At 69.3% G+C, this 21,142-nt stretch carries 23 protein-coding genes; 5 read left to right on the plus strand and 18 right to left on the minus strand.

The genetic code is table 11. From position 1 onward, the window contains the following. Nucleotides 1-61: 61 nt before the first annotated feature. The 4 genes from ACTIFS_RS20470 to purL all read right to left on the minus strand — a co-directional run bounded on the left by ACTIFS_RS20470 (nt 62) and on the right by purL (nt 4,284). Nucleotides 62-1,231, minus strand: coding sequence for a hypothetical protein (locus ACTIFS_RS20470; protein WP_439575978.1), 1,170 nt, complete (start codon nt 1,229-1,231; stop codon nt 62-64). A 210-nt stretch (nt 1,232-1,441) separates the two neighbouring features. Further along, nucleotides 1,442-1,783, minus strand: coding sequence for a Grx4 family monothiol glutaredoxin (grxD, locus tag ACTIFS_RS20475; RefSeq protein WP_439575979.1), 342 nt, complete (start codon nt 1,781-1,783; stop codon nt 1,442-1,444). Nucleotides 1,784-1,822: 39 nt separating this feature from the next. Continuing rightward, the gene (locus ACTIFS_RS20480) at nt 1,823-2,056 is read right to left on the minus strand and encodes a BolA family protein (protein WP_439575980.1); all 234 of its coding nucleotides are present in this window, start codon (nt 2,054-2,056) and stop codon (nt 1,823-1,825) included. A 17-nt stretch (nt 2,057-2,073) separates the two neighbouring features. Continuing rightward, nucleotides 2,074-4,284 (minus strand): phosphoribosylformylglycinamidine synthase subunit PurL, encoded by a 2,211-nt coding sequence (purL, locus tag ACTIFS_RS20485; RefSeq protein WP_439575981.1) that lies wholly within the window; start codon nt 4,282-4,284, stop codon nt 2,074-2,076. A gap of 184 nt (nt 4,285-4,468) precedes the next feature. Between purL and ACTIFS_RS20490 the strand changes: the two genes are divergently transcribed. After that, complete coding sequence (locus tag ACTIFS_RS20490) at nt 4,469-5,677, plus strand: vWA domain-containing protein (protein ID WP_439575982.1); 1,209 nt, start codon at nt 4,469-4,471, stop codon at nt 5,675-5,677. Nucleotides 5,678-5,775: 98 nt separating this feature from the next. Here the strand turns inward: ACTIFS_RS20490 and rpsD are convergent, their stop codons facing one another. Both rpsD and murI read right to left on the minus strand, forming a co-directional pair. Further along, entirely contained in the window at nt 5,776-6,393 is a 618-nt protein-coding gene (gene rpsD / locus ACTIFS_RS20495; RefSeq protein WP_439575983.1) for a 30S ribosomal protein S4, read from the minus strand. Between the two features lie 170 nt (nt 6,394-6,563). Continuing rightward, nucleotides 6,564-7,406, minus strand: a complete 843-nt coding sequence (gene murI, locus ACTIFS_RS20500) for a glutamate racemase (RefSeq protein ID WP_439576011.1) — start codon at nt 7,404-7,406, stop codon at nt 6,564-6,566. Nucleotides 7,407-7,679: 273 nt separating this feature from the next. Between murI and ACTIFS_RS20505 the strand changes: the two genes are divergently transcribed. Further along, nucleotides 7,680-8,459, plus strand: coding sequence for an HpcH/HpaI aldolase family protein (locus ACTIFS_RS20505; protein ID WP_439575984.1), 780 nt, complete (start codon nt 7,680-7,682; stop codon nt 8,457-8,459). Nucleotides 8,460-8,574: 115 nt separating this feature from the next. Here the strand turns inward: ACTIFS_RS20505 and ACTIFS_RS20510 are convergent, their stop codons facing one another. The 5 genes from ACTIFS_RS20510 to ACTIFS_RS20530 all read right to left on the minus strand — a co-directional run bounded on the left by ACTIFS_RS20510 (nt 8,575) and on the right by ACTIFS_RS20530 (nt 11,829). Continuing rightward, entirely contained in the window at nt 8,575-9,129 is a 555-nt protein-coding gene (locus tag ACTIFS_RS20510) for an RBBP9/YdeN family alpha/beta hydrolase (RefSeq protein ID WP_439575985.1), read from the minus strand. Between the two features lie 3 nt (nt 9,130-9,132). Further along, on the minus strand, nt 9,133-9,543 hold the full coding sequence (locus ACTIFS_RS20515; RefSeq protein WP_439575986.1) for a type II toxin-antitoxin system VapC family toxin: 411 nt from the start codon (nt 9,541-9,543) through the stop codon (nt 9,133-9,135). Beyond that, nucleotides 9,540-9,797, minus strand: coding sequence for a type II toxin-antitoxin system Phd/YefM family antitoxin (locus tag ACTIFS_RS20520; protein WP_439575987.1), 258 nt, complete (start codon nt 9,795-9,797; stop codon nt 9,540-9,542). Before ACTIFS_RS20520 ends, ACTIFS_RS20515 begins: the two co-directional genes overlap by 4 nt. 51 nt (nt 9,798-9,848) lie before the next feature. Then, entirely contained in the window at nt 9,849-11,156 is a 1,308-nt protein-coding gene (gene purB, locus ACTIFS_RS20525) for an adenylosuccinate lyase (protein ID WP_439575988.1), read from the minus strand. Nucleotides 11,157-11,226: 70 nt separating this feature from the next. After that, nucleotides 11,227-11,829, minus strand: coding sequence for a hypothetical protein (locus ACTIFS_RS20530; RefSeq protein WP_439575989.1), 603 nt, complete (start codon nt 11,827-11,829; stop codon nt 11,227-11,229). Nucleotides 11,830-11,976: 147 nt separating this feature from the next. On the opposite strand from ACTIFS_RS20530, the gene ACTIFS_RS20535 reads away from it, so the two are divergent. After that, a complete protein-coding gene (locus ACTIFS_RS20535; RefSeq protein ID WP_439575990.1) occupies nt 11,977-12,654 on the plus strand; it encodes an N-acetylmuramoyl-L-alanine amidase in 678 nt (225 codons plus the stop codon). 105 nt (nt 12,655-12,759) lie between these two features. On the opposite strand, the gene rpe is transcribed toward ACTIFS_RS20535, so the two are convergent. Continuing rightward, nucleotides 12,760-13,443, minus strand: coding sequence for a ribulose-phosphate 3-epimerase (rpe, locus tag ACTIFS_RS20540; RefSeq protein WP_439575991.1), 684 nt, complete (start codon nt 13,441-13,443; stop codon nt 12,760-12,762). Nucleotides 13,444-13,683: 240 nt separating this feature from the next. Here rpe and ACTIFS_RS20545 point away from each other — a divergent pair, with 240 nt between their 5' ends. Then, nucleotides 13,684-14,931, plus strand: coding sequence for an NAD(P)/FAD-dependent oxidoreductase (locus ACTIFS_RS20545; RefSeq protein ID WP_439575992.1), 1,248 nt, complete (start codon nt 13,684-13,686; stop codon nt 14,929-14,931). A gap of 13 nt (nt 14,932-14,944) precedes the next feature. Here the strand turns inward: ACTIFS_RS20545 and ACTIFS_RS20550 are convergent, their stop codons facing one another. Then, nucleotides 14,945-15,202 carry a hypothetical protein gene (locus ACTIFS_RS20550; protein WP_439575993.1) on the minus strand — a complete coding sequence of 86 codons (258 nt, stop codon included), beginning with the start codon at nt 15,200-15,202 and terminating at the stop codon, nt 14,945-14,947. Nucleotides 15,203-15,722: 520 nt separating this feature from the next. Between ACTIFS_RS20550 and ACTIFS_RS20555 the strand changes: the two genes are divergently transcribed. Beyond that, nucleotides 15,723-16,454, plus strand: coding sequence for a cytochrome c biogenesis CcdA family protein (locus ACTIFS_RS20555; protein WP_439575994.1), 732 nt, complete (start codon nt 15,723-15,725; stop codon nt 16,452-16,454). A 93-nt stretch (nt 16,455-16,547) separates the two neighbouring features. On the opposite strand, the gene ACTIFS_RS20560 is transcribed toward ACTIFS_RS20555, so the two are convergent. The 5 genes from ACTIFS_RS20560 to livM all read right to left on the minus strand — a co-directional run bounded on the left by ACTIFS_RS20560 (nt 16,548) and on the right by livM (nt 21,141). Further along, on the minus strand, nt 16,548-17,678 hold the full coding sequence (locus tag ACTIFS_RS20560; protein ID WP_439575995.1) for a branched-chain amino acid ABC transporter substrate-binding protein: 1,131 nt from the start codon (nt 17,676-17,678) through the stop codon (nt 16,548-16,550). 133 nt (nt 17,679-17,811) lie between these two features. Continuing rightward, nucleotides 17,812-18,189, minus strand: a complete 378-nt coding sequence (locus ACTIFS_RS20565; RefSeq protein WP_439575996.1) for a DUF6867 family protein — start codon at nt 18,187-18,189, stop codon at nt 17,812-17,814. Next, the gene (locus ACTIFS_RS20570) at nt 18,189-18,902 is read right to left on the minus strand and encodes an ABC transporter ATP-binding protein (protein ID WP_439576012.1); all 714 of its coding nucleotides are present in this window, start codon (nt 18,900-18,902) and stop codon (nt 18,189-18,191) included. The genes ACTIFS_RS20565 and ACTIFS_RS20570 overlap by 1 nt, the downstream gene beginning before the upstream one ends. Nucleotides 18,903-18,907: 5 nt before the next feature. Further along, nucleotides 18,908-19,741, minus strand: a complete 834-nt coding sequence (locus ACTIFS_RS20575; protein WP_439575997.1) for an ABC transporter ATP-binding protein — start codon at nt 19,739-19,741, stop codon at nt 18,908-18,910. Beyond that, nucleotides 19,738-21,141, minus strand: a complete 1,404-nt coding sequence (livM, locus tag ACTIFS_RS20580; protein ID WP_439575998.1) for a high-affinity branched-chain amino acid ABC transporter permease LivM — start codon at nt 21,139-21,141, stop codon at nt 19,738-19,740. Before livM ends, ACTIFS_RS20575 begins: the two co-directional genes overlap by 4 nt. Nucleotide 21,142: the final 1 nt, after the last annotated feature.

The raw sequence follows: 21,142 nt of genomic DNA on the forward strand, positions 1-21,142 counted from the left end.
AACAGGCCGTCCGACAAATTCAGGCTGATGACATCTGCGATCAGGGCCGCTGATCGATCCGCTACCAGGAGCGGCGCGGGCCGTTGTCGATGTGGAACAGGCCGTTGCGGTAGCGCTTGATGCCGCCGAGCTCGTGACGGGCGCGCAGGAAGGCGAGCACCGCCGCCGGGTTGCCCGCGACGCGGAAGTCGGCGGCGCGGCAGTCGCGGTGATAGGACCCGCGCCAGGCGTCGGTGCGCACGAAGCGGCCGTTGCCGCGATGGGTGGATCGCACGATGACCGGGCCGAAGCGCAGGGCCACGTCGTTGAGCGCACGGCGAACCGGCGTCGGCAGGCAGGTGAGCGGAACGCCGGGATCGGGCATGACGCGCTCGCCGGCAATGCCGAGGTTGCGGTCCGTGCCGCGCGCGCCGGGCACGTAGCGCGGCCAGTCGCGCGTATGGCCGGCCGGCGGCAGGGCGGCGAGCTGGGGGCCGCTGGCCGGCGTCGGCATCACGGTGATCGCCTGCCGCGCGCCCGGCATGCTGCCGGCGGCAAGGCCGGGCATGACGGTGGTGGTCGCCGTGCCGCGCGTCAGCGTCACCGGTACGGAGCCCGCCGAGGCGAGCTGCGGGCCGGTCATGGCGGCCGCGGTGTTGGCCGGAACCATGGTCATGCCGCCGGCATCGGGCCTGAGCGGCGGCACGGGAGCGGCAAAGGCGACCGCCTGAGCGGGAACGACCGGCTGGGACGATGGCTGGACGGGCGCGGCGGCAGCAATGGCCTCGGCGCCGGTCGAGGCCGGCCGGAAGAACGGCGCGCCGGGCAGGATCACCCGGTCGCGGCTCTCCTCGTGCGGCCAGTCATCGAGGGAAGGCCGCAGCGGCGCGGGGGCAGCCTCCTGCGGGGCCGGCTGCAGGGCCGCCTGGGTCTGGGCGGTCTGGGTCTGGGCCGCAACCGCGCCGGGCGCCTCCGGCGGGCGGGGCAGCGGCAGGGGGGCGGTCACCATGCGCATGCCGGTGGCCGGGGGAACCGCCGGCGCCGCGGCTGTGGGGCGACCGGGACGCGCGGGCAGGGCGGGAGCGGCGAAGGTGGGCGAGAGCAGGTTGAGCGGACCGCCGGACGAGGACGAGGGACCCGCCATCGTGCCGGCCTGAAAGCCGAAGCCCTGCTGGCCCCATGCGGCCGGCGCGGCCGAGGCCAGCAACAGGACGGCAAGGGCACAGGAGCGCGGTTTGAGCGGGCTGGCCATGCGGAGTGATGCGATCCCGGGCTTGCGACCGCCTTGCGGCGATCCTGGGCTGGCCGGTTCCGGCCGGTTGGCGCAGTGCCGGGTGGCACCGCGTGACGGACAGGGAGCATCACGCGCCCCCGAGGCATCGCCCTGTCGCAGGCGAGTGTGGCAACTTCCGGGCAAGGGAAGGTGCCGGCGGGCGCGGCAGCTGCGCGCCCGGACGGAGGCTCAGCCGGTGGCTTCGCGGACCGCGATGCCCTTGGTCTTCATGAGGTCGGCCAGTTCGCCCGACTGGAACATCTCGCGGGTGATGTCGCAGCCGCCGACGAACTCGCCCTTGACGTAGAGCTGGGGGATGGTCGGCCAGTTGGAATAGTCCTTGATCCCCTGGCGGATGTCGTCGGCGTCGAGCACGTTCACGCCCTTGTAGGGCACGCCGAGATAGTCGAGAATCTGCACGACCTGGCCGGAAAAACCGCACATCGGGAACTGCGGCGTGCCCTTCATGAAGAGCACGACATCGGTGCCCTTCACCTCGGCGTCGATCTTGTCGTGGGCGGTGGTGCTCATGGGGCCTCTCTCGCGGGGCTCGCCCGCTTTCGGATGCGTTCAGACCGGCGCGCTGGTTGTCAGCGCCAGGGCATGCAGGGTGCCGCCCATCTTGCCCTTCAGGGCGGCATAGACAAGCTGGTGCTGCTGCACGCGCGACTTGCCGCGGAAGGATTCCGAGACGACGGTGGCGGCATAATGGTCGCCGTCGCCGGCCAGATCCTTGATCTCCACGCGCGCATCCGGCAGCGCTTCCTTGATCATCTGCTCGATATCGGCAGCCGCCATCGGCATGGAAGTGGCTCCCCGCTTCAGGCTGCCCGGGCCATATAGGCCGGCAGCCACGACTCGAACGCTGCGCTCAAGTCCTTCACCAATATGGGTTCCTCTCCGGGCAGGGTCAACGCATCGCCGCCGGTGGTTCCCAGGCGCGTCAGCATGACGCCGGCCCCGGCCGCGCGGGTGGCGATCGCCTCGACCCGATCCGCCGGCACGGTGATGACATAGCGGGCCTGATCCTCGCCGAACCACAGCGCGTGGGCCGGGATGTCGTGCGGCATGGCCTCGACGGTGATGCCGAGGCGCGCGGCGACCGCCATGTCGGCGAGTGCCACCAGCAGGCCCCCGTCGGAGACGTCGTGGCAGGCTGCGACGAGGCCGTCGGTGATGGCGGCCCGGACGAACTCGCCGTTCAGCCGCTCGGCCGTGAGATCGACCGGCGGCGGGGCGCCCGCCTCGCGGCCGCAGATGTCGCGCAGCCAGAGCGACTGGCCGAGCCAGCCGTCGGTATTGCCGACCACGAAGACCTGCTCGCCGGCCGCCTGGGGGGCGATCGAGACCGTCTTCGCCACGTCGTCGATGACGCCGACGCCGCCGATGGTCGGGGTCGGCAGGATCGCGCGGCCATGGGTCTCGTTGTAGAGCGAGACATTGCCGGAGACGACGGGGAAGTCGAGCGCCCGGCAGGCCTCGCCGATGCCGCGGATGCAGCCGACCAACTGGCCCATGATCTCCGGGCGCTCCGGATTGCCGAAATTGAGGTTGTCGGTGATCGCCTTCGGCGTCGCCCCCACCGCGCAGAGGTTGCGGTAGGTCTCGGCCACCGCCTGTTTGCCGCCCTCCACCGGGTCGGCCTCGCAATAGCGGGGCGTCACGTCGCAGGTCATGGCGAGGCCCTTCGGACCGCGCTCGATGCGCACGACCGCGGCATCGCCGCCCGGCCGCTGCACCGTGTTGCCGAGGATGAACGAGTCATATTGCTCGTAGACCCAGCGCCTGGAGGAGAGGTCCGGGGTCGCGACCAGTTTCAGCAGGGCCTCGCGGCTCGACATCGGCGGCACGACCGTCCCGGCCTCGATCACCGGCAGTTGCGGGCTCGGCACATGCGGCCGGTCGTAGAGCGGGGCCTCGTCGCCCAGTTCCTTGATCGGCAGGTCGGCCTTGACCTCGCCGTTGAGCCTGATGACGAAGCGCAGCGTGTCGGTGGTGTGGCCGATCACCGCGAAGTCCAGCCCCCATTTGCGGAAGATGGCTTTTGCCTCGTCTTCCTTCTCGGGCTTCAGCACCATGAGCATGCGCTCCTGGCTCTCCGAGAGCATCATCTCGTAGGCGGTCATGCCGGCCTCGCGGGTCGGCACGTCCTCCAGGTTCAGCTCGATGCCGAGGTCGCCCTTGGCGCCCATCTCGACCGCCGAGCAGGTGAGCCCGGCCGCGCCCATGTCCTGGATGGCGATGACGCAGTCCTTGGCCATGATCTCGAGGCAGGCTTCCAGCAGCAGCTTCTCGGCGAAGGGGTCGCCGACCTGCACGGTCGGGCGCTTCTCCTCGGCGCCCTCGCCGAATTCGGCGGAGGCCATGGTGGCGCCGTGGATGCCGTCGCGGCCGGTCTTGGAGCCGAGATAGACGATGGGCATGCCGACCCCGGTCGCCTTGGCGTAGAAGATGCCGTCGGTGCGGGCGAGGCCGACCGCCATGGCATTGACCAGGCAGTTGCCGTCATAGCGGGTGTGGAAACCGACGAGGCCGCCCACCGTCGGCACGCCGAAGGAATTGCCATAGCCGCCGACGCCGGCCACCACGCCGGAGACGAGGTGGCGCGTGCGCGGATGCTCCGGGTCGCCGAAGCGCAGCGCGTTGAGCGCCGCGATGGGGCGCGCGCCCATGGTGAAGACGTCGCGCAGGATGCCGCCCACCCCGGTCGCCGCCCCCTGATAGGGCTCGATATAGGAGGGGTGGTTGTGGCTCTCCATCTTGAAGACGCAGGCCCAGCCGTCGCCGATGTCGATGACGCCGGCATTCTCGCCGGGGCCCTGGATCACCCAGGGGGCCTTGGTCGGCAGCGTCTTCAGGTGCAGGCGGCTCGACTTGTAGGAGCAGTGCTCGTTCCACATGGCCGAGAAGATGCCGAGCTCGGTGAAGGTCGGCTCGCGCCCGATCAGGTCGAGGATGCGCTGGTACTCGTCCGGCTTCAGGCCGTGGCTGGCGACGAGGTCCGGCGTGATCTTCGGTTCGTTCGCGCTCATCCCTGTCCGTCCCGGCACCGTGATCGAAGCGCAGCACTTAAGGCCAGCGCCACGCTTTCGCAACGGCGAAGGCGCCTGGACGGGCCGGGTCGTGCCGCCTGCGGACAGGGGGGACCGGCACGCGGCTTGAACTGTTGGCAGCGGAGGCGCCGCCGGAGGGGGTGAGCGTCCCGGAGCGACACAGATGATGAAGATTCTGTCCCGATTTCGCACCGCCAGCCAAGGCAATGTCGCGGTGATCTTCGCGATCTCGCTGGTGCCCGTGTTCGGCGCCGTGGGAGCCGCTGTCGACTATACCCGCGCCTCGCTGGAGCAGGCGCGCATCCAGTCGGCGCTGGATGCCGCCTCGCTGACGGTGGCCAGGGATTCGCGCCGGCTGTCGGCCGCTGCCATGCAGGAGACGGCCGACAAGGCCTTCGCCGGCAATTACCAGTCGCGCACCGACACCACGATGGGGCCGATTGCCGTCACCAAGGACGGCAACACCATTCGCCTGACCGTGGAGGCCGCGGTGCAGACCTCCATCGCGGCCGCGGTCGGCTTCGACCGCATCCCGCTGCGGGTCGTCTCGCAGACGTCCTGGAACGAGCCGCGCATCGAGATCGCGCTGGTGCTCGACAATACCGGCTCGATGGGCTGGAGCGGCAAGATGGCGGCGCTGAAGGCGGCCGCCCTCGATCTGGTCAACGAACTGGAATCCACCCGCGTCTCCACCGACCAGGTGAAGCTGGCCGTGGTGCCGTTCGACACGCAGGTGCGCATTCCCACCGCGTTCCGCAACGCCACCTGGATGCGCTACGACGCGACCGGGCTTGCCGCCTCGCTGGTCACCACGCAGGCCGCCTGGGCCGGCTGCCTCACCGACCGCGACCAGCCCCATGACACCACCGACAGCGCGCCGACATCGACCGCGGCCTTCTATCGCGGCGCGAAATGCGCCTCCAACTCGATCACCACGCTGCAGCCGCTGACCACCAACTTCACGCTGGTGCGAAACACGATCAACGCCATGCAGCCGGCCGGCAACACCAACATCACCATCGGCCTGCAGATGGGCCATGCCGTGCTCTCCTCCGGCGTGCCGTTCCAGGAGACCGGCGCCCAGCCGGACGTGCTGCGCTACATGATCCTGCTCACCGATGGCGACAACACGCAGAACCGCTTCACCTCCAATTCGGGCCAGATCGATGCCCGCACGACGCTCGGCTGCAATGCAGTGAAGGCGGCGGGGATCACGCTGTTCACGGTGCGGGTCATCGAGGGCAACGAGACGCTGCTCAGGAACTGCGCGACCAACCCGTCCATGTATTTCAACGTGACCAGCTCGGGCGGCATCGGCGACGCCTTCAAGGCGATCACCTCGATGATCAAGCGGATGCGCCTGTCGGTGTGATCGCCGCGCCAACCCGGTCGCCGGTTCATCACACGACCTGACAAGCAAAAGGGCCGCCCGGTGGGCGGCCCTTCGGCATTCCGGCAGGCGCTGAGAGATCAGCGCGAATAGAACTCGACGACCAGCGAGGGCTCCATCTGCGTCGGATAGGGCACTTCGGAGAGGGTCGGGATGCGCGACAGCTTGGCGACCAGCTTGCCGTGATCGACCTCGAGATAGTCGGGAACGTCACGCTCGCCGGACTGGACCGCCTCCAGCACCGAAATGTGCTGGCGCGAGGCTTCCTTCACCTCGATCACGTCGCCGATCTTCACCCGGTAGGACGGGATGTTGACGCGGCGGCCATTGATCTTGACGTGGCCGTGGTTGACAAACTGGCGGGCGGCAAACACCGTCGGCACAAACTTGGCGCGGTAGATGACCGCGTCCAGGCGGCGCTCGAGCAGACCGACGAGGTTTTCGCCGGTATCGCCCTTCACGCGCGAGGCCTCGGCATAGATGCCGCGGAACTGCTTCTCGGAAATGTTGCCGTAATAGCCCTTGAGCTTCTGCTTGGCCTTCAGCTGGGTGCCGAAGTCCGAGAGCTTGCCCTTGCGGCGCTGGCCGTGCTGGCCGGGGCCGTATTCGCGGCGGTTGACCGGGCTCTTCGGACGACCCCAGATGTTCTGGCCCATCCGGCGGTCGATCTTGTATTTGGCTGCGTGACGCTTCGACATCGCGTGTCCCTTGTTCGTTTGTCTTTCGACAGGAGACGCGCCCTCCTCTTACCCCTCGCGGGATACGACAGGTCCGCCTCAAGGGCCGACCGCGGGTGCGCAAAAAACCGCCGTCTCGCCCGGGGGCGATCCGTCGGAAGCGGCGTCCTTAGCGATGGACGCCTGCGAAGTCAATGAAGAGGCAGCGGTTCCACGCCCGTTTCGGCAAGCCCGAACGCGCGGAACACCGGCGCCAGAACCGGGCGGGCACTGCCGCCGGTCAGGATCGCAAGGCCGGAGGCGGAAGGCGCGGCGGCCTGGGCCTCACCGACAAGCTGCGTCACCCTGCGGGCTATGGCGGGGGCGGGGTCGATCCAGTCCACCGGCCAGGGGGCGAGCTTGCCGAACATGTCGACGAGCAGGGGATAGTGGGTGCAGGCGAGCACGACCGCGTCGGTGCGCCGGCCGCCCGTCTCTACGAAGCAGGGAGCGATCTCCGCGGCGATGGCATCGCGGTCGACCGGCTCGCCACGCACGCTGGCCTCGGCAAGGCCGGCCAGATGGCGCGCGCCGACCAGCGTGACCGCGCAGCCGCCGCCGTATTCGGCGACCAGCGCCCGTGTGTAGTCGCGAGCCACGGTGCCGGGCGTCGCCAGCACGCTGACCATCCGGCTCACCGAGCGCTCGCAGGCCGGCTTGATGGCGGGCACGGTGCCGACGAAGGGCAGGGCGAAGCGGGCGCGCAGGTGCGGCAGCACCAGCGTGGAGGCGGTGTTGCAGGCGATCACCACGCAGTCCGGCCGGTGGGCCGCGATGAGGCGTTCCATCACCGCGATGACGCGCGCCACCAGATGCTCCTCCGTGAGCGCGCCATAGGGAAAGGCGGCATCGTCGGCGCAATAGACGAAGCGGGCGTCGGGCCTTGCCCGAACAAGCTCCCGGTGGACGGTGAGCCCGCCCAGCCCGGAATCGAACACCAGGATGACGGGGGACCGCCCGCCGATGTCGGGGGGCGGCGGGACGATGTGCTTCATGCCAGCCAGGGGATCGAATGCGGGACGATCGAAGGCGATACGCATGACAAACCTTCACGCCGCTCGTGGCGCAATTCTGACACTGCGATGCAGTCTGGCGGCAAAGCGTTAACTCTTCGCAAGTGCGGGCGCGGGCAGCCGTCCGGTCTTGTGCGCCGCACCGTGGCGGCAGCCGCCAAGCAGACCCGCGCCGGGAATGATTGACGGCAGGCCCGGGAGCGGCCACCAAGGCCCCCTGCGACACCCGACAAGACCGTCGCCGGGGAGGGATCCATGCATCAGCCGCCGAAGCCCTACGAACTTGCCAAGCGCCTGCGCGCGGGCGAGAGCCTGTTCACCGCCTGGATGGGCATTCCCGAGCCGCTGCTGGCCGACATGGCCGCGCGCGAGGGCTTCGACGCGGTCACCTTCGACATGCAGCATTCCTCCATCGACCTGAATGCCACCATGCGCGGCATCTCGGCGGTCAACCATGCCGGCAAGCCGGCCGGCGTGCGCGTGGCGCTCGACGCCTTCGGCGATGCCGCCCGCCTGCTGGACGTGGGCGCGGAGATCGTCATCGCGCCGATGATCAATTCGGTAGCGGATGCCAGGCGCTTCGCCTCGGCCGTGAAATATCCCCCGCTCGGCGACCGCTCCTGGGGCGGCAACCGCTTCCAGCAGCTCACCGGCATGAACGTGCAGGACTATCTGCGCGAGGCCAACAGCATGACCGTGTCGCTCGCCATGATCGAGACCACCGCCGCACTGGACGCGGTGGACGACATCCTCGCCGTGCCGGGCATTGACGGCGTGTTCGCCGGCCCGTCGGACCTCTCCATCACGCTGCTGAAGGGCGAGAAGCTCGATCCGCACCACCAGATCGTCAAGGACGCCTTCGCGCGGATCATGACGGCCGCCAAGAAGGCCGGGAAGCTGACCGGCTGCTACGCGCCGAGCTACGAGCGGGCCAAGGAACTGGCCGCCGAGGGCTGGGGCTTCATCACCCTCGTGAACGACACGCAGATGGTGCGGGCCGGCGCGCAGGCGGCCCTTAAGGTCGTGCGCGGCTGACGCCCACGCCGATCGGCCTCATCCCAGGGTCATCTCTGGCATGGCCATGACGACACGGGGCGGCGCCTGCGCCGCCCGGACGACAAGCGGCGGCGCCTGCGCCGCCCGGCAGCCCTCAGCCGAGCGCCTTCAGGAAGCCGGCGAAGCGCATCAGACCCTCCGGCCAGGGGCCGTGGCCGGATGCCGCGTTGATATGGCCGGCATCGCCGGCATCCGACACGGCAGAGCCCCAGGCATAGCCAAAATCCTCCGCGCGCCGGAAATCGCAATGCGGATCGGTGCGGCTGGCCACCAGCACCGAGGGGAAGGGCAGGGGATCGCGCGGGATCGGCGCGAAGGGGCGCTCGACCTCGGGAACGGTGGCGTTGTCCTCGATGTCCGGCAGGCCGACGAGGAAGGCGCCACGCACCACATGCGGCGGGAACAGCGGCGCGGCATGGGCGACCGTGACCACGCCGAGCGAATGGGCGACGAGAATGACCGGCCTGGTGCAGGAGGCCACGGCGGTGGCGAGATTGTCGACCCAGCGGTCCCGTTCCGGCCTGTGCCAGTCGCCAAGCGCGACGCGCCGGGCGGTCGGCAGCTTTGCCTCCCAGCGCGACTGCCAGTGGTCCTCGGCGGAATTCGTATAGCCGGGAACGATGAGGATGTCGGCGTCGGCGGTGCGCATGGGTCAGACAACTTCCACGGATTCGTGGCCGGCGGCCCGGCGCAACTTCGCATCGAGGGTGGCGAGGGGAAGCCCGCGTCGCCGGGCCAGTTCGAGATAGCAGCCGTCGTAGGCCGATAGATGGTGTTTGCGCGCAAGGTCTGCCACGGCACCCCAGGGCGATGATGCCCCGTCATGATCGACCAGCACGGCGACCTTGGCGAAATCAGCCAGAAGCGCGACGAGCACGTCGCCGTCGAACCGCCCCCGTCGATGGGCCTGAAGGGCGCCATTGACCACCTCCAGCCGCCAGATGGCAGGCACCACGGCCCCGGCTGTCAGTGCGGTGGCCACGAGATCTGCGGCGCCGCCGATCATCTCGTCGGGCAGGAAGGCCGCCAGCATGCAGGATGCGTCGAGGACGACCGGCGTCATCGCCTGCCGTCGTCGCGCCAGGACAGAACCTCATCGACCGTGACGTCGCCGCCCTTGAGCACGCCGGGCTCGGAAAGGCGGGCGCGAATGCGCTCCAGCGCGCCGATGCCGGGATTGGCCGTCTCGTCACGGTCGGGCACCAGCCTGACGACATGCTTGCCGTTCCGCGTGATGCGAACTTCCTCGCCGCGCTCCACGCGCTCCACGAGTTCGGACAGTCTCTGCTTGGCCTCGAAGATGCCGACGGTGGTCACGGGCGCATCCTATCCAGTTGGTCTGGATAGTATCATGCCAGCGCTCGCCCGTCACGCTTCCCCGAAAACCCGGCGGAAGATCGTGTCGACGTGCTTGAGGTGGTAGCCGAGGTCGAACTTCTCCTCGAGCTCGGCTTCCGACAGCGCGGAGCGCACCTCCGGATCGGCCTTCAGCAGGGTCAGGAACTCGCCCTCGCCGCGCCAGACCGGCATGGCATTGCGCTGGACCAGCCGATAGGCGTCCTCGCGGGAGACGCCCTTCTGGGTGAGGGCCAGCAGCACGCGCTGCGAATGGACGAGGCCGCCCAGCCGGTCGAGGTTCTTCTGCATCATCGCCGGATAGACCAGCAGCTTGTCGATGACGCCGGTGAGGCGCGCCAGCGCGAAGTCGAGGGTGACGGTCGCATCCGGGCCGATCATGCGCTCGACCGAGGAGTGCGAGATGTCGCGCTCGTGCCAGAGCGCCACGTTCTCCATGGCAGGCATCGCCATGCCGCGGACAAGGCGGGCAAGGCCGGTGAGGTTCTCCGTCAGCACCGGATTGCGCTTGTGCGGCATGGCCGAGGAGCCCTTCTGGCCCTCGGAGAAATATTCCTCGGCTTCCAGCACCTCGGTGCGCTGCAGGTGGCGGATCTCGGTGGCAAGGCGCTCGATGCAGGACGCCACCACGCCGAGGGTCGCGAAGAACATGGCGTGGCGGTCGCGCGGGACGACCTGGGTGGAGACCGGCTCGACCTTCAGGCCCATGGCCTTTGCCACATGCTCCTCAACGCGCGGGTCGATCTGCGCGAAGGTGCCGACCGCGCCGGAAATGGCACAGGTGCGCACCTCCTCGCGGGCCGCCTCCAGGCGGGCGAGGCAGCGGTCGAACTCGGCATAGGCCTGGGCGAGCTTGAGCCCGAAGGTGGTCGGCTCGGCATGGATGCCGTGGGAACGGCCGATGGTCGGGGTGAGCCTGTGCTCGAAGGCGCGGCGCTTCAGGGCGGCCAGCAGCGCCTTCACGTCGGCGATCAGGATGTCGCTGGCCCGCACCAGCTGCACGTTGAAGCAGGTGTCGAGCACGTCGGACGAGGTCATGCCCTGATGGACGAAGCGCGAGTCCGGGCCGATGAACTCGCCCAGATGCGTCAGGAAGGCGATGACGTCGTGCTTCACCTCGCGCTCGATGGCGTCGATGCGCTCGACGTCGAAGGTGACGTCCTTCGCCCTGGCCCATATGTTGGCGGCCGATTCCTGCGGGATGACGCCGAGCGCTGCGAGCGCATCGCAGGCATGGGCCTCGATCTCGAACCAGATGCGGAACTTGGTCTGCGGGTCCCAGATGGCGGTCATTTCGGCGCGGGAATAGCGCGGGATCATCGCGGAAAGCCTCGGCGGGTGTGGGACGGGCGCGGCTTAGCAGGAACGGCGCGGCCCGGCAAACCGGGCCTCAGCGCCGCTGGGCGAGCCAGAAGCGGATGGCGACGAAGGCCGGCACGACCGCTCCCCACGGCCACCAGAGCCGGAACGCCGTGGTGACATAGAGGTAGAAAGCCGCGGCGACGCCATAGGCGTGGTGGATCAGCTGGATCTCGGTGTCCGCATGGTCGGCAATGGCAGCGGAACGGGAGTGGATGGCGAAGGCGATGCCGGGAAAGACCAGCATCACCGCGGCGGTGCCGACCAGCGCGAAAGCAAGCCAGAGGGCGAGCGGCAGGCCGGGCAAGCGGCGCCGGCCGGCGTCCAGCGCCCACCACAGCAGCGCGATGCCAGGCAGAAGCGGCACGGCCTGGAGGCTGACGACGGCGAGCGAGCGCCAGGACGGGGCATGGCCGGCCAGATGGACGGTGGCAAGGGCCGCGGCGGCGGCCAGCAGCGTCGCCAGCACGGCCGTGCGCCAGCCGGAGAGCCAGCCGCCGCCCGCCGGGGCCGGCCGGGCCTGTCCGGCCGGCTTGCGCCGGGCAGCCGGCCGCTTGCCGGTGGCAGCGGTGCGCCGCTTGCCCCGTTCCTCCGATGCCGAATCAGCCCGCTCTGCCGTCGCCCGTGCCGCCATGCAGCGAGACTAGGCCGGCGCCGGTTGACGGCTGCTGAATCCGGGTGGCGGCCAGGTCCCGGGACCGATGACTTCTCCCCGGTCGGCCGCACCAGGCGATCCTTGCTGCACCAGAGCCCCGCCGGGGCCAGAGCACGGGGATGCACCATGACCATGACCATGCCGGCCACGACCGCTTCGACCGCCGCCGGAATTGCCGGCCAGCCCGCCCGGCCGGCAGAGGGCTACAGCGTCATCGGCCATCGCCTGGCCCGCGACGGCGTGCCGGTTCCCTTCCGCCAGACGCCGCATGGCGGCGCGCGGATGAAGCCGTCGCTGCTCCTGATCCACTACACGGCAGGCCTCACCGCCGGCTCGGCGATTTCATGGTTCCTCGATGCGCGGTCGAAAGCCTCGGCGCATCTGGTGGTGGCGCGCGACGGCGCCGCGACCCAGCTCATGGCCTTCGACCGCACCTGCTGGCACGCCGGAAAGAGCCAGTGGAAGGGGGTGGACGGCCTGAACAGCCGGTCCATCGGCATCGAGATCGTCAATGCCGGCCGGCTGGTGCGATCGGGCGGCGGCTGGAAGAGCTGGTCGGGCGAGGCGATCGCGAACGAGCAGGTGCTGGTCGCCCGCCATCCGAACGAGCGCGAGGCTGCCGGCTGGCACACCTATTCGGCCGCGCAGATCGGCGCCGTCACCGCGATCGGCGCGGCGCTGCACCGCGCCTACGGCTTCCGCGATGTGCTCGGCCACGAGGATGTCTCGCCCGGCCGCAAAGTCGATCCGGGCCCGGCCTTCCCGCTGGCGAGCGTGGCCGACCGCATCCTGGGACGGGGATAAGTCGCCATGACCGGTTGGTTCTCACGCAAACGTGAAGGGGTCGGGTGGCGTGTTGCCGGGGCGGTTCTGGCCGCCATGCTGACGGCCGGGCTGGTTGTGCTCGCCTCAGACCATGGTGCCGCGGGCGGCCCCGGCGGCCCCGCGGATGGCGGCGATGCGGCTGCCATAGCCCTGAGCGCCCCCCTTGAACACGGCCGAGCCGGCCACGAGCACCGAGGCGCCTGCGGCCGCGACCAGCGGGGCGGTCTCGGGCGTCACGCCGCCATCGACCTCGATGACGATGCCGGAGCCCGCCGTCATGCGGGCGATGCGGCCGATCTTGTCGACCTGGCTGGCGATGAAGGCCTGGCCGCCGAAGCCGGGATTGACGGTCATGACGAGGACGAGATCGACGAGGTCGAGGACGTGCTCGATGGCGGTCTCGGGCGTGCCGGGATTGAGCGCGACGCCGGCCTTTTTGCCGAGCCCGCGGATCGCCTGCAGCGAGCGGTGCAGGTGCGGCCCCGCCTCGACATGGACGGTGATGATGTCGGCGCCGGCGGTCGCGAAGGCCTCGAGATAGGGGTCGGCCGGGGCGATCATCAGGTGGACGTCGAAGACTTTCGCCGTATGCGGGCGCAACGCCTTCACCACGTCCGGGCCGAAGGTGATGTTCGGCACGAAATGGCCGTCCATGACGTCGAGATGGATCCAGTCGGCGCCGGCTGCATCCACCGCCTTCACCTCGTCGGCGAGACGCGAGAAGTCGCTGGCGAGGATGGACGGGGCGATCAGGATGGGCTGGGTCATGGGGTGTCTCCGCCGCGCGGCGGTAGCACGGCCGGGGTGGATGCGGCAATTCGGGAGGGTGCCGGCTACGTCGGCAGTCGGGGGAAGGTCCCCACCCTTACCCTCCCCGCGCTGTCGCGCGGAGAGGGGGGCGTCTGCGTTGCGTATCATCCGCAGGCGCCGCGGTCGCTGCATGGCCGCCATCGCTTGCGGGCCGGGGGGCACCTCTGCAATGTGCGGCCGCGCAATCAAGGGCCGGACATGTCCACCATCCACGACGTTCTCGTTCTCGGCGCCGGCATGGTCGGCGTCTCCACGGCGCTGCACGCGCGCCGGCGCGGCCTCGACGTCGTGCTGCTCGACCGGCGCGAGCCGGGCGAGGAGACGAGCTACGGCAATTCGGGGGTCATCGACGGCGGCAATCTCTATCCCGTGGCCATGCCGCGCGACCTGCCGACCCTGTTCCAGCACGCGCTGAACGGCCAGACCGCCTCGCACTATCACGTCTCGGCCCTGCCCAAGGTCGCCTCCTGGATGCTCGACTACTGGCGCTGGTCGGCCCCGGCGAAGCTGGAGGAGACCGCGCGCGTGATGCGGCCGTTCTTCGCCCAGGCGGTGGAGACGCATCGCGAGCTTGCAGCCCTTTCCGGCGCGGAGCGCTATTTCCGCCAGACCGGATGGCTGGAGCTCTACCGCCGGCCGGAGAGCCTTGCCGCGCAGGAGCCGCGCCTTGCCCTGTCGCGCGAGTTCGGCATCGACAATGTGAAGCTGTCCCGCGAGGAGACGCTGGAACTGGAGCCGCACCTGAAGCCGGCCTTTGCCGGTTCGATCTGGTGCCGGCAGGCCGAGACCGTCTCCAGTCCGGGCGGCGTGACCAAGGCCTATGCGGCGGCGTTCGTGGCGGGCGGCGGCCGGTTCGTCATCGGCGATGCGCTGACGCTGACCTCCGTCGAGGGCGGCTATGCGGTGGAGACAGGCGAGGGCCGGATCATGGCCCGGCAGGCAGTGATCGCGCTCGGCCCCTGGGCGAGCGACCTGATCGGCCGGTTCGGCTATCGCGCCCCGCTCGGCGTCAAGCGCGGCTACCACCGCCACTACCAGCCGAAGGGCAACGGCTTCCTGAACCGGCAGGTCTGCGACGAGGATGTCGGCTATGTGCTCTGCCCGATGGACCAGGGCATCCGGCTGACCACGGGCGTTGAAATCGCCGAGCGCGACGCCCCGAAGACGCCGGTGCAGGTGGACCGGGCGTTCAAGGCCGCCGGCGACCTGTTCGATCTCGGCGAGCCGGTGGAGGCCGTGCCGTGGATGGGGCGGCGGCCGGCAACGCCGGATTCGCGGCCGATCCTCGGGCCGGCGCCGCGGCACGAGGGGCTGTGGTTCGCCTTCGGCCATGGCCACTGGGGCTTCACGCTGGGACCCGCGACCGGCCGGGCGCTGGCCGCCGCCATGCTCGGCGAGCCGATGCCGCTCGACCTGTCGCCCTACAAGATCGACCGGTGGGGGTGAGGGCGGCGCGCGCTCATGCCGTGATGTCGACCAGCCGCCAGGCCGGGGGGGCGACAGGACCCGCCTTGGCTGACGACCGGATGCGGTCCTCCTCCTGAGGCGCCAGGACGCCGTCGAAGACCGCGGCCGGCATGACCGCACGGCCGGCGCGGGTCGCGATCTGGTCGGCCTTCGCCTGATCGCCGGTCGGGTTTTCGGGGTCGAGCCCGTGTCGGGCGCGCGAGACCTCGGTGGGGGTGGCACAGGGATAGCCGTTGACCATTGCGATCATGGCGTGACCGTTGGTTGCGATGCCTCCCGTCCCAATGCCGAGGTTAGCCGGAATGTTCCGCCAGCGGGCAGGGCAGCGGCCGGCATGGCTAACGGTGTGTGAACGGCGGGCGGTTTCGTAGTCGGGCAGGTGGCATGGCCGTTCTGCGTCCTTGGAGGCTCGGGCCACGGCCCTCGCACCTCAGGATGAGGAGGGATGTGGGTTGCATATCGGCCGCGAAAGCGCTCGCGCCACGCCTGCCTCAGGGCCGATGCAGTCCACCACCTTCCTCATCCTGAGGTGCGAGCGGAGCGAGCCTCGAAGGACGCAAGACCCGGATGCAGCAAGGCAGCGGGGCGCGACCGGGAAGGCGGTGCGCAGGCCCGTCCGGATTGCGTTGCGGCAGCCGAAGCCCGCCATCACGGCCGTTCACGCCTGTGCGATTGACGGATATCAGTGCTTCCGCGCCGGCATCGGGCCAGCTAGAGGGGAAGCGAAGGCGGCCCGCTGGCCCGCCCGGCGTTCCCAGGCGGACCCAAGAATGCCCGACGTGACCATCACAGCGGCCCTGCTCGCGGGGCTCGTGAGTTTCCTGTCACCCTGCGTCCTGCCGCTGGTGCCGCCCTATCTCGTCTACCTGACCGGGGCAACGCTGGACGACCTCGCCGAGGCGGAGACCGACCCGGCGCTGGTGCGCCGCGCGGTGCTGCTGGCGCTGGTCTTCGTTGCCGGATTCTCGACGGTTTTCGTCGCACTCGGCGCCTCGGCCTCGGTGATCGGCCATCTGGTGCGGGTCCATTCGGCCAATCTCGCCATGGTGGCGGGTGTCCTGATCATCATCATGGGCCTGCATTTCCTCGGCCTGTTCCGCATTCCGCTGCTCTACCGGCAGGCGAAGGTCGAGGTGATGCCGAAGGCCGGTCCGGTCGGCGCCTATGTCATGGGCCTTGCCTTCGCCTTCGGCTGGACGCCGTGCATCGGGCCGGTGCTGGCGGCGATCCTGGCGGTCGCGGCTTCCGAGATGACGGTCCACAAGGGCGCCGGGCTGCTGGCGGTCTATTCGGCAGGCCTCGGCATTCCCTTCGTGCTGGCGGCGGTGGCGATCAAGCCGTTCCTGCGCTTTGCCGCCTCGGTGCGCCACCGGCTGCGGCTGATCGAGATGGCCATGGGCCTTTTGCTGGTGGTCACCGGCATCGCCTTTCTCACCGGCAAGATGACCTCGATGGCGTTCTGGATTCTGGAAACCTTCCCGGTTCTGGCGACGTTCGGCTGAGCCGCGATCTGACGCAGACCTGAACGACAAACCCGCCCGGATCGCTCCGGGCGGGTTCGCAGGTCGTCTCGACGGGCAGAATGAGCGCGGGGCTCAGTTCGTGCCGGTGTTCTCGAGATAGGTCACGCGGCCATCCGGCCCCGGACGCCAGGTGTAGGTCACGTAGTCGGCGCGGGTGATGTCACCCTTCTTGTCGTAGGAGATGTCGCCGATGACCGTCTTGAAGACGTGGCCGGTGCGCATGAAATCGGCGATCTTCTTCGGATCGAGCGAGTTGGCGGCAACCGCCGCCTGCTGCAGGATCTGGACCGCCGCATAGCTGTAGAGCGTGTAGGCCTGCGGGTCGAACCGGCGGGCGGTGCGGAACTTGTCGACGATCTGGCGCGCTTCCGGGCGGTTGCGCGGATCGGGCGGGAAGGTCATCAGCGTGCCGACGGCGCCCGGGCCGGCAATGGCCGCGAACTCGTTGTCGGCAATGCCGTCGCCCGACATCATCGGGGCGTTGAGGCCCTGGTCGCGCATCTGCCGGACGATCAGGCCGCCCTCGGTGTGCAGGCCGCCCCAGTAGACGACGTCGATATTGGCCGCCTTCAGCTTGGAGATCAGCGCCGAGAAGTCCTTCTCGCCGGTGTTGACGGCTTCGTAGAGCACTTCCTTGAGGCCGGCCGCGTTCATGACGCGCTGGGTCTCGTCGGCCAGGCCCTTGCCGTAGGTGGTCTTGTCATGGACGATCGCCACGCGCTTGCCGGCGAACTGGCGGGCAAGATAGGCGCCGGCCACCGCGCCCTGCTGGTCGTCGCGGCCGCAGGTGCGGAACACGTTCCACAGGCCGCGCTCGGTGAGGCGCGGATTGGTCGAGGCCGGCGAGATGGCGAGCACGCCGTTCTCGGCATAGACCTCGGAGGCGGGGATCGACACGCCCGAATTGAAGTGGCCGATGACGAACTTGACGCCGTCGCCGACGAACTTGTTGGCGACGCTGACGCCCTGACGCGGATCGGAGACGTCGTCACCGACGGACAGGACGAGGCGCTGGCCGAGAATGCCGCCGGCCGCGTTGATGTCCTCCACCGCCTGTTCGACACCGTGACGGAGCTGGGCGCCGAAGGAGGCGTTGGGGCCGGTGATCGGTCCACCCACGCCGATGCGGATCTGGGCGTCGGCGGGACCCGCCATTGCCAGACCCATGCCGAGCGCAAGCCCGGCGAGCAGTTTCGTCTTCATCTCTCATCCTTCCCGGTTGAGGGGACACGAGTGGCTGAACGCCCCTGTGGGGACGGCCGCAGCCGTCCTTGGAGGGGATCGAACACCCTTTCGGGCGACTTGTCAGCCCGTTCCGCACCGTCCCGATGCAGCATCAGGAATAGCCCGGAGGGACCGACAAAGGTTCGCGCCGCTCGGCCCAGGTGAAAGGGCCGGTGCGCTCGTAAAGCCACCAGTACTGCGTCGCCATCTGGCCGGCGCGCGTCAGGCGCCAGGCTCCGAGGCCGATGGCGACGACCACCACGGTGTCGACGACGAAGAAGCGCAGCGACAGCAGCGTGCCCTCGAACAGCGCGAAATGGGCAAAGCGCACCGCCAGGCCGACGAGGAACAGGTAGAACAGGGTGACGGGAACGCCGCGCCAGGTCTCCGCGCAGGCCTTGCCGGTCAGATAGGCCAGCCCGCCGCCCAGCACGATCGTGACCAGCAGGAACAGCCAGACCGACGGTTCTTCGTAGAGGATGCCCTGCATCAGTGGCGTCCCCCTTCCAGATAGGCCGCGCGGACCTCCTCGCGGGCGAGCAGTTCGGAGCCGGTGCCGGACATGGTGACGGCGCCGTTGACCAGAACATAGCCGCGGTGGGCGAGCTTCAGCGCGTGATAGGCGTTCTGCTCGACCAGGAAGACGGTCAGGCCTTCCTCCCGGTTCAGCGCGCGGATGGCGTTGAAGATGCCGGAGACGATGAGCGGGGCGAGGCCGAGCGAGGGCTCGTCCAGCATCAGGAGCTTGGGTCGGCTCATCAGCGCGCGGGCGATGGCCAGCATCTGCTGCTCGCCGCCGGACAGCGTGCCGCCGCGCTGGTCGCGCCGCTCCTTCAGCCGGGGGAACAGCGAGAAGACCTTCTCCAGATCCTGCTCGAAATGCGCCGGGTCGGTGAGGGAGGCGCCCATCTGCAGGTTCTCGAACACGGTCATGCGCGGGAAGATGCGCCGCCCCTCGGGCGACTGGGCGATGCCGCGCCGCATGATCTGGTGGGTGGGCATGCGGGTGATGTCGGTGCCGTCATAGACGATGGTGCCGCGGCGCGCCTGGGGGCTGCCGCAGATGGTCATGATCAGCGTCGACTTGCCCGCGCCATTGGCGCCGATCAGCGTGACGATCTCGCCGGCATGGACATCGACGTCGATGCCCTTCAGCGCCTGGATGGCGCCATAGAAGGTCTCGACGCCTCGGACAGCGAGCAGGGCGGTCACAGGCCCACCTCCGCCTCGACCTTCTCCACCTCGCTGTCGTCGACACCGAGATAGGCGGCGATCACCTTCGGGTCCTCGCGGATCTCGGCCGGCGTGCCGTCGGCGATCTTGATGCCGTAGTCGAGCACGACGATGTGGTCGGAAATCTCCATGACCACGCTCATGTCGTGCTCGATCAGCAGCAGCGAGGTGCCGTGCTCGGCGCGGATGAAGCGCAGCAGGTCGTTGAGGACGGCGGATTCGCGCGGGTTGAGGCCGGCGGCCGGCTCGTCGAGGCAGAGCAGTTCCGGCTGGGTGCACATGGCGCGGGCGATCTCCAGCGCGCGCTGCGGCCCGTAGGGCAGGTCGCCGGCCGGATCGTCGGCGCGGTCGATGAGCCCGGTCTTCTCCAGCCAGTAGGCCGCCCTTTCGACCGCCTCGGCCTCCGCCCGCCGATAGCCCGGCAGGCCAAAAATGCCGCCGATCGACCAGCCCGAGGCGCGCATCAGCGGGTTGTGCTGGGCGACCAGCAGGTTCTCCAGCACGGTCATCCCGGTGAACAGGCGGATGTTCTGGAAAGTGCGGGCGACCCTCGCCTCGCGCGAGATGCGGAAGTCCGGCAGGCGCTCGAGGAGATGTTCGGCGCCGTCGCCATGGCGCATGGCGATGCGGCCGAGCGTCGGCTTGTAGAAGCCGGTGATGCAGTTGAAGACGGTGGTCTTGCCGGCGCCGTTCGGGCCGATGACGGCGGTGATGTTGCCGCGCTCGGCCTGGAACGACAGGTCGTTGACCGCAACGAGGCCGCCGAAGCGCATGGTCAGGTGTTCGACGGTCAGGATCGGCGCGCTCATCCGTGGCCTTCCTTGACCAGCGAGCCGGAGACCGCGCGCCGCTGCCTGAGGAAGGCGGTGGGCATGCGGCTGGAGACGAAGCCGCGCGGCTTCCAGACCATGATCGTCACCATGGCGAGGCCGAAGATGAGCATGCGGTACTGCGCCGGGTCGAAGGCGCTGCCGAAGATCGCCTTGGTCCATTCCAGCTCGCGCAGCAGCTCGGTGCCGCCGATCATCACCACCGCGGCGATGGCCGTGCCGATCAGCGAGCCCATGCCGCCAAGGACCACGATGGCCAGGATGATGGCCGATTCGATGAAGGTGAAGCTCTCCGGCGAGATGAATCCCTGGCGGGCGGCGAAGAAGGAGCCGGCGAAGCCGCCGAACATGGCGCCGACGGCGAAGGCGGTCAGCTTGGTGTTGACCGTGTTGATGCCCAGCGAGCGGCAGGCGATCTCGTCCTCGCGCAGCGCCTCCCAGGCGCGCCCGACGGGGAGCTTGCGCAGGCGGATGGAGACCCAGGCGGTCAGCAGCGCCAGCGCCAGGATCACGTAGAACAGGAAGATGGTGCGGTAGACGGGGGTGAATTCCAGCCCCCAGACCGCGGCGAAGCCGGTGTCGGAGGCGTTGAACGGCGTGCCGAAGAAGGACGGCCGGGGGATGGTGGAAATGCCCTCGTAGCCGTTGGAGAACTCCTTCCAGTTGATCAGCACCAGCCGGATGATCTCGCCGAAGGCCAGCGTCACGATGGCCAGATAGTCTCCTCGCAATCGCAAGACCGGAAAGCCGAGCAGCACCCCCCAGAAGGCGGCGAGGATGCCGGCGACCGGCAGGCAGATCCAGAACGCCCAGGGGCCGAGCTGCGGGAAGGTCGAGGGGATCACCTGGGTGGCGAGCAGGGCATAGGCATAGGCGCCCACCGCATAGAAGGCGACATAGCCGAGGTCGAGCAGGCCGGCGAGGCCGACCACGATGTTCAGCCCCCAGGCCAGCATCACGTAGATGAGGATCTGGACGCCGAAATTGTCGATCCATTTCAACGAGCCGGAGCCGCCGACCAGCGAATAGATCATCAGCGGATAGACGATCAGCACGACGAGTGCGGCGGGCGGCAGGCCCTTCGAGACCACCGCCGGCAGGCGGAAGGGCACCCTCGGCTCGACCCGTTCCGGCCGGCTGTTCATGAAGAGCGAGATCAGGAAGCGGCCGGCAAAGACCGCCACCACGAACAGCGCGAGCAACTGGAACCGCGACTCGACGATCAGCCGGTTCTGCATGTCCTGGGTGGTGTTGAAGCCGAGCAGCGGCCCGAACACGCCGAGCGCGATGATGGCGGCGAAGACCGCGTCCCTGAAGGCGCGGGGCAGGGCGGCCTGCCGGGCAGGGGCGGGCGTGGCGGGCTCGGAGGTGGCGGCCACG

Source organism: Phreatobacter sp., from assembly GCF_051860605.1.
In the GTDB taxonomy this organism is placed as follows: domain Bacteria; phylum Pseudomonadota; class Alphaproteobacteria; order Rhizobiales; family Phreatobacteraceae; genus Phreatobacter.

Excerpts from the sequence above, each read along its gene's own strand:
- ACTIFS_RS20470 (WP_439575978.1), bottom strand. The coding sequence starts at position 1,231 with ATGGCCAGCCCGCTCAAACCGCGCTCCTGTGCCCTTGCCGTCCTGTTG.
- grxD (WP_439575979.1), bottom strand. The coding sequence starts at position 1,783 with ATGAGCACCACCGCCCACGACAAGATCGACGCCGAGGTGAAGGGCACC.
- ACTIFS_RS20480 (WP_439575980.1), bottom strand. The coding sequence starts at position 2,056 with ATGCCGATGGCGGCTGCCGATATCGAGCAGATGATCAAGGAAGCGCTG.
- purL (WP_439575981.1), bottom strand. The coding sequence starts at position 4,284 with ATGAGCGCGAACGAACCGAAGATCACGCCGGACCTCGTCGCCAGCCAC.
- ACTIFS_RS20490 (WP_439575982.1), top strand. The coding sequence starts at position 4,469 with ATGATGAAGATTCTGTCCCGATTTCGCACCGCCAGCCAAGGCAATGTC.
- rpsD (WP_439575983.1), bottom strand. The coding sequence starts at position 6,393 with ATGTCGAAGCGTCACGCAGCCAAATACAAGATCGACCGCCGGATGGGC.
- murI (WP_439576011.1), bottom strand. The coding sequence starts at position 7,406 with ATGAAGCACATCGTCCCGCCGCCCCCCGACATCGGCGGGCGGTCCCCC.
- ACTIFS_RS20505 (WP_439575984.1), top strand. The coding sequence starts at position 7,680 with ATGCATCAGCCGCCGAAGCCCTACGAACTTGCCAAGCGCCTGCGCGCG.
- ACTIFS_RS20510 (WP_439575985.1), bottom strand. The coding sequence starts at position 9,129 with ATGCGCACCGCCGACGCCGACATCCTCATCGTTCCCGGCTATACGAAT.
- ACTIFS_RS20515 (WP_439575986.1), bottom strand. The coding sequence starts at position 9,543 with ATGACGCCGGTCGTCCTCGACGCATCCTGCATGCTGGCGGCCTTCCTG.
- purB (WP_439575988.1), bottom strand. The coding sequence starts at position 11,156 with ATGATCCCGCGCTATTCCCGCGCCGAAATGACCGCCATCTGGGACCCG.
- ACTIFS_RS20530 (WP_439575989.1), bottom strand. The coding sequence starts at position 11,829 with ATGGCGGCACGGGCGACGGCAGAGCGGGCTGATTCGGCATCGGAGGAA.
- ACTIFS_RS20535 (WP_439575990.1), top strand. The coding sequence starts at position 11,977 with ATGACCATGACCATGCCGGCCACGACCGCTTCGACCGCCGCCGGAATT.
- rpe (WP_439575991.1), bottom strand. The coding sequence starts at position 13,443 with ATGACCCAGCCCATCCTGATCGCCCCGTCCATCCTCGCCAGCGACTTC.
- ACTIFS_RS20545 (WP_439575992.1), top strand. The coding sequence starts at position 13,684 with ATGTCCACCATCCACGACGTTCTCGTTCTCGGCGCCGGCATGGTCGGC.
- ACTIFS_RS20550 (WP_439575993.1), bottom strand. The coding sequence starts at position 15,202 with ATGATCGCAATGGTCAACGGCTATCCCTGTGCCACCCCCACCGAGGTC.
- ACTIFS_RS20555 (WP_439575994.1), top strand. The coding sequence starts at position 15,723 with ATGCCCGACGTGACCATCACAGCGGCCCTGCTCGCGGGGCTCGTGAGT.
- ACTIFS_RS20560 (WP_439575995.1), bottom strand. The coding sequence starts at position 17,678 with ATGAAGACGAAACTGCTCGCCGGGCTTGCGCTCGGCATGGGTCTGGCA.
- ACTIFS_RS20565 (WP_439575996.1), bottom strand. The coding sequence starts at position 18,189 with ATGCAGGGCATCCTCTACGAAGAACCGTCGGTCTGGCTGTTCCTGCTG.
- ACTIFS_RS20575 (WP_439575997.1), bottom strand. The coding sequence starts at position 19,741 with ATGAGCGCGCCGATCCTGACCGTCGAACACCTGACCATGCGCTTCGGC.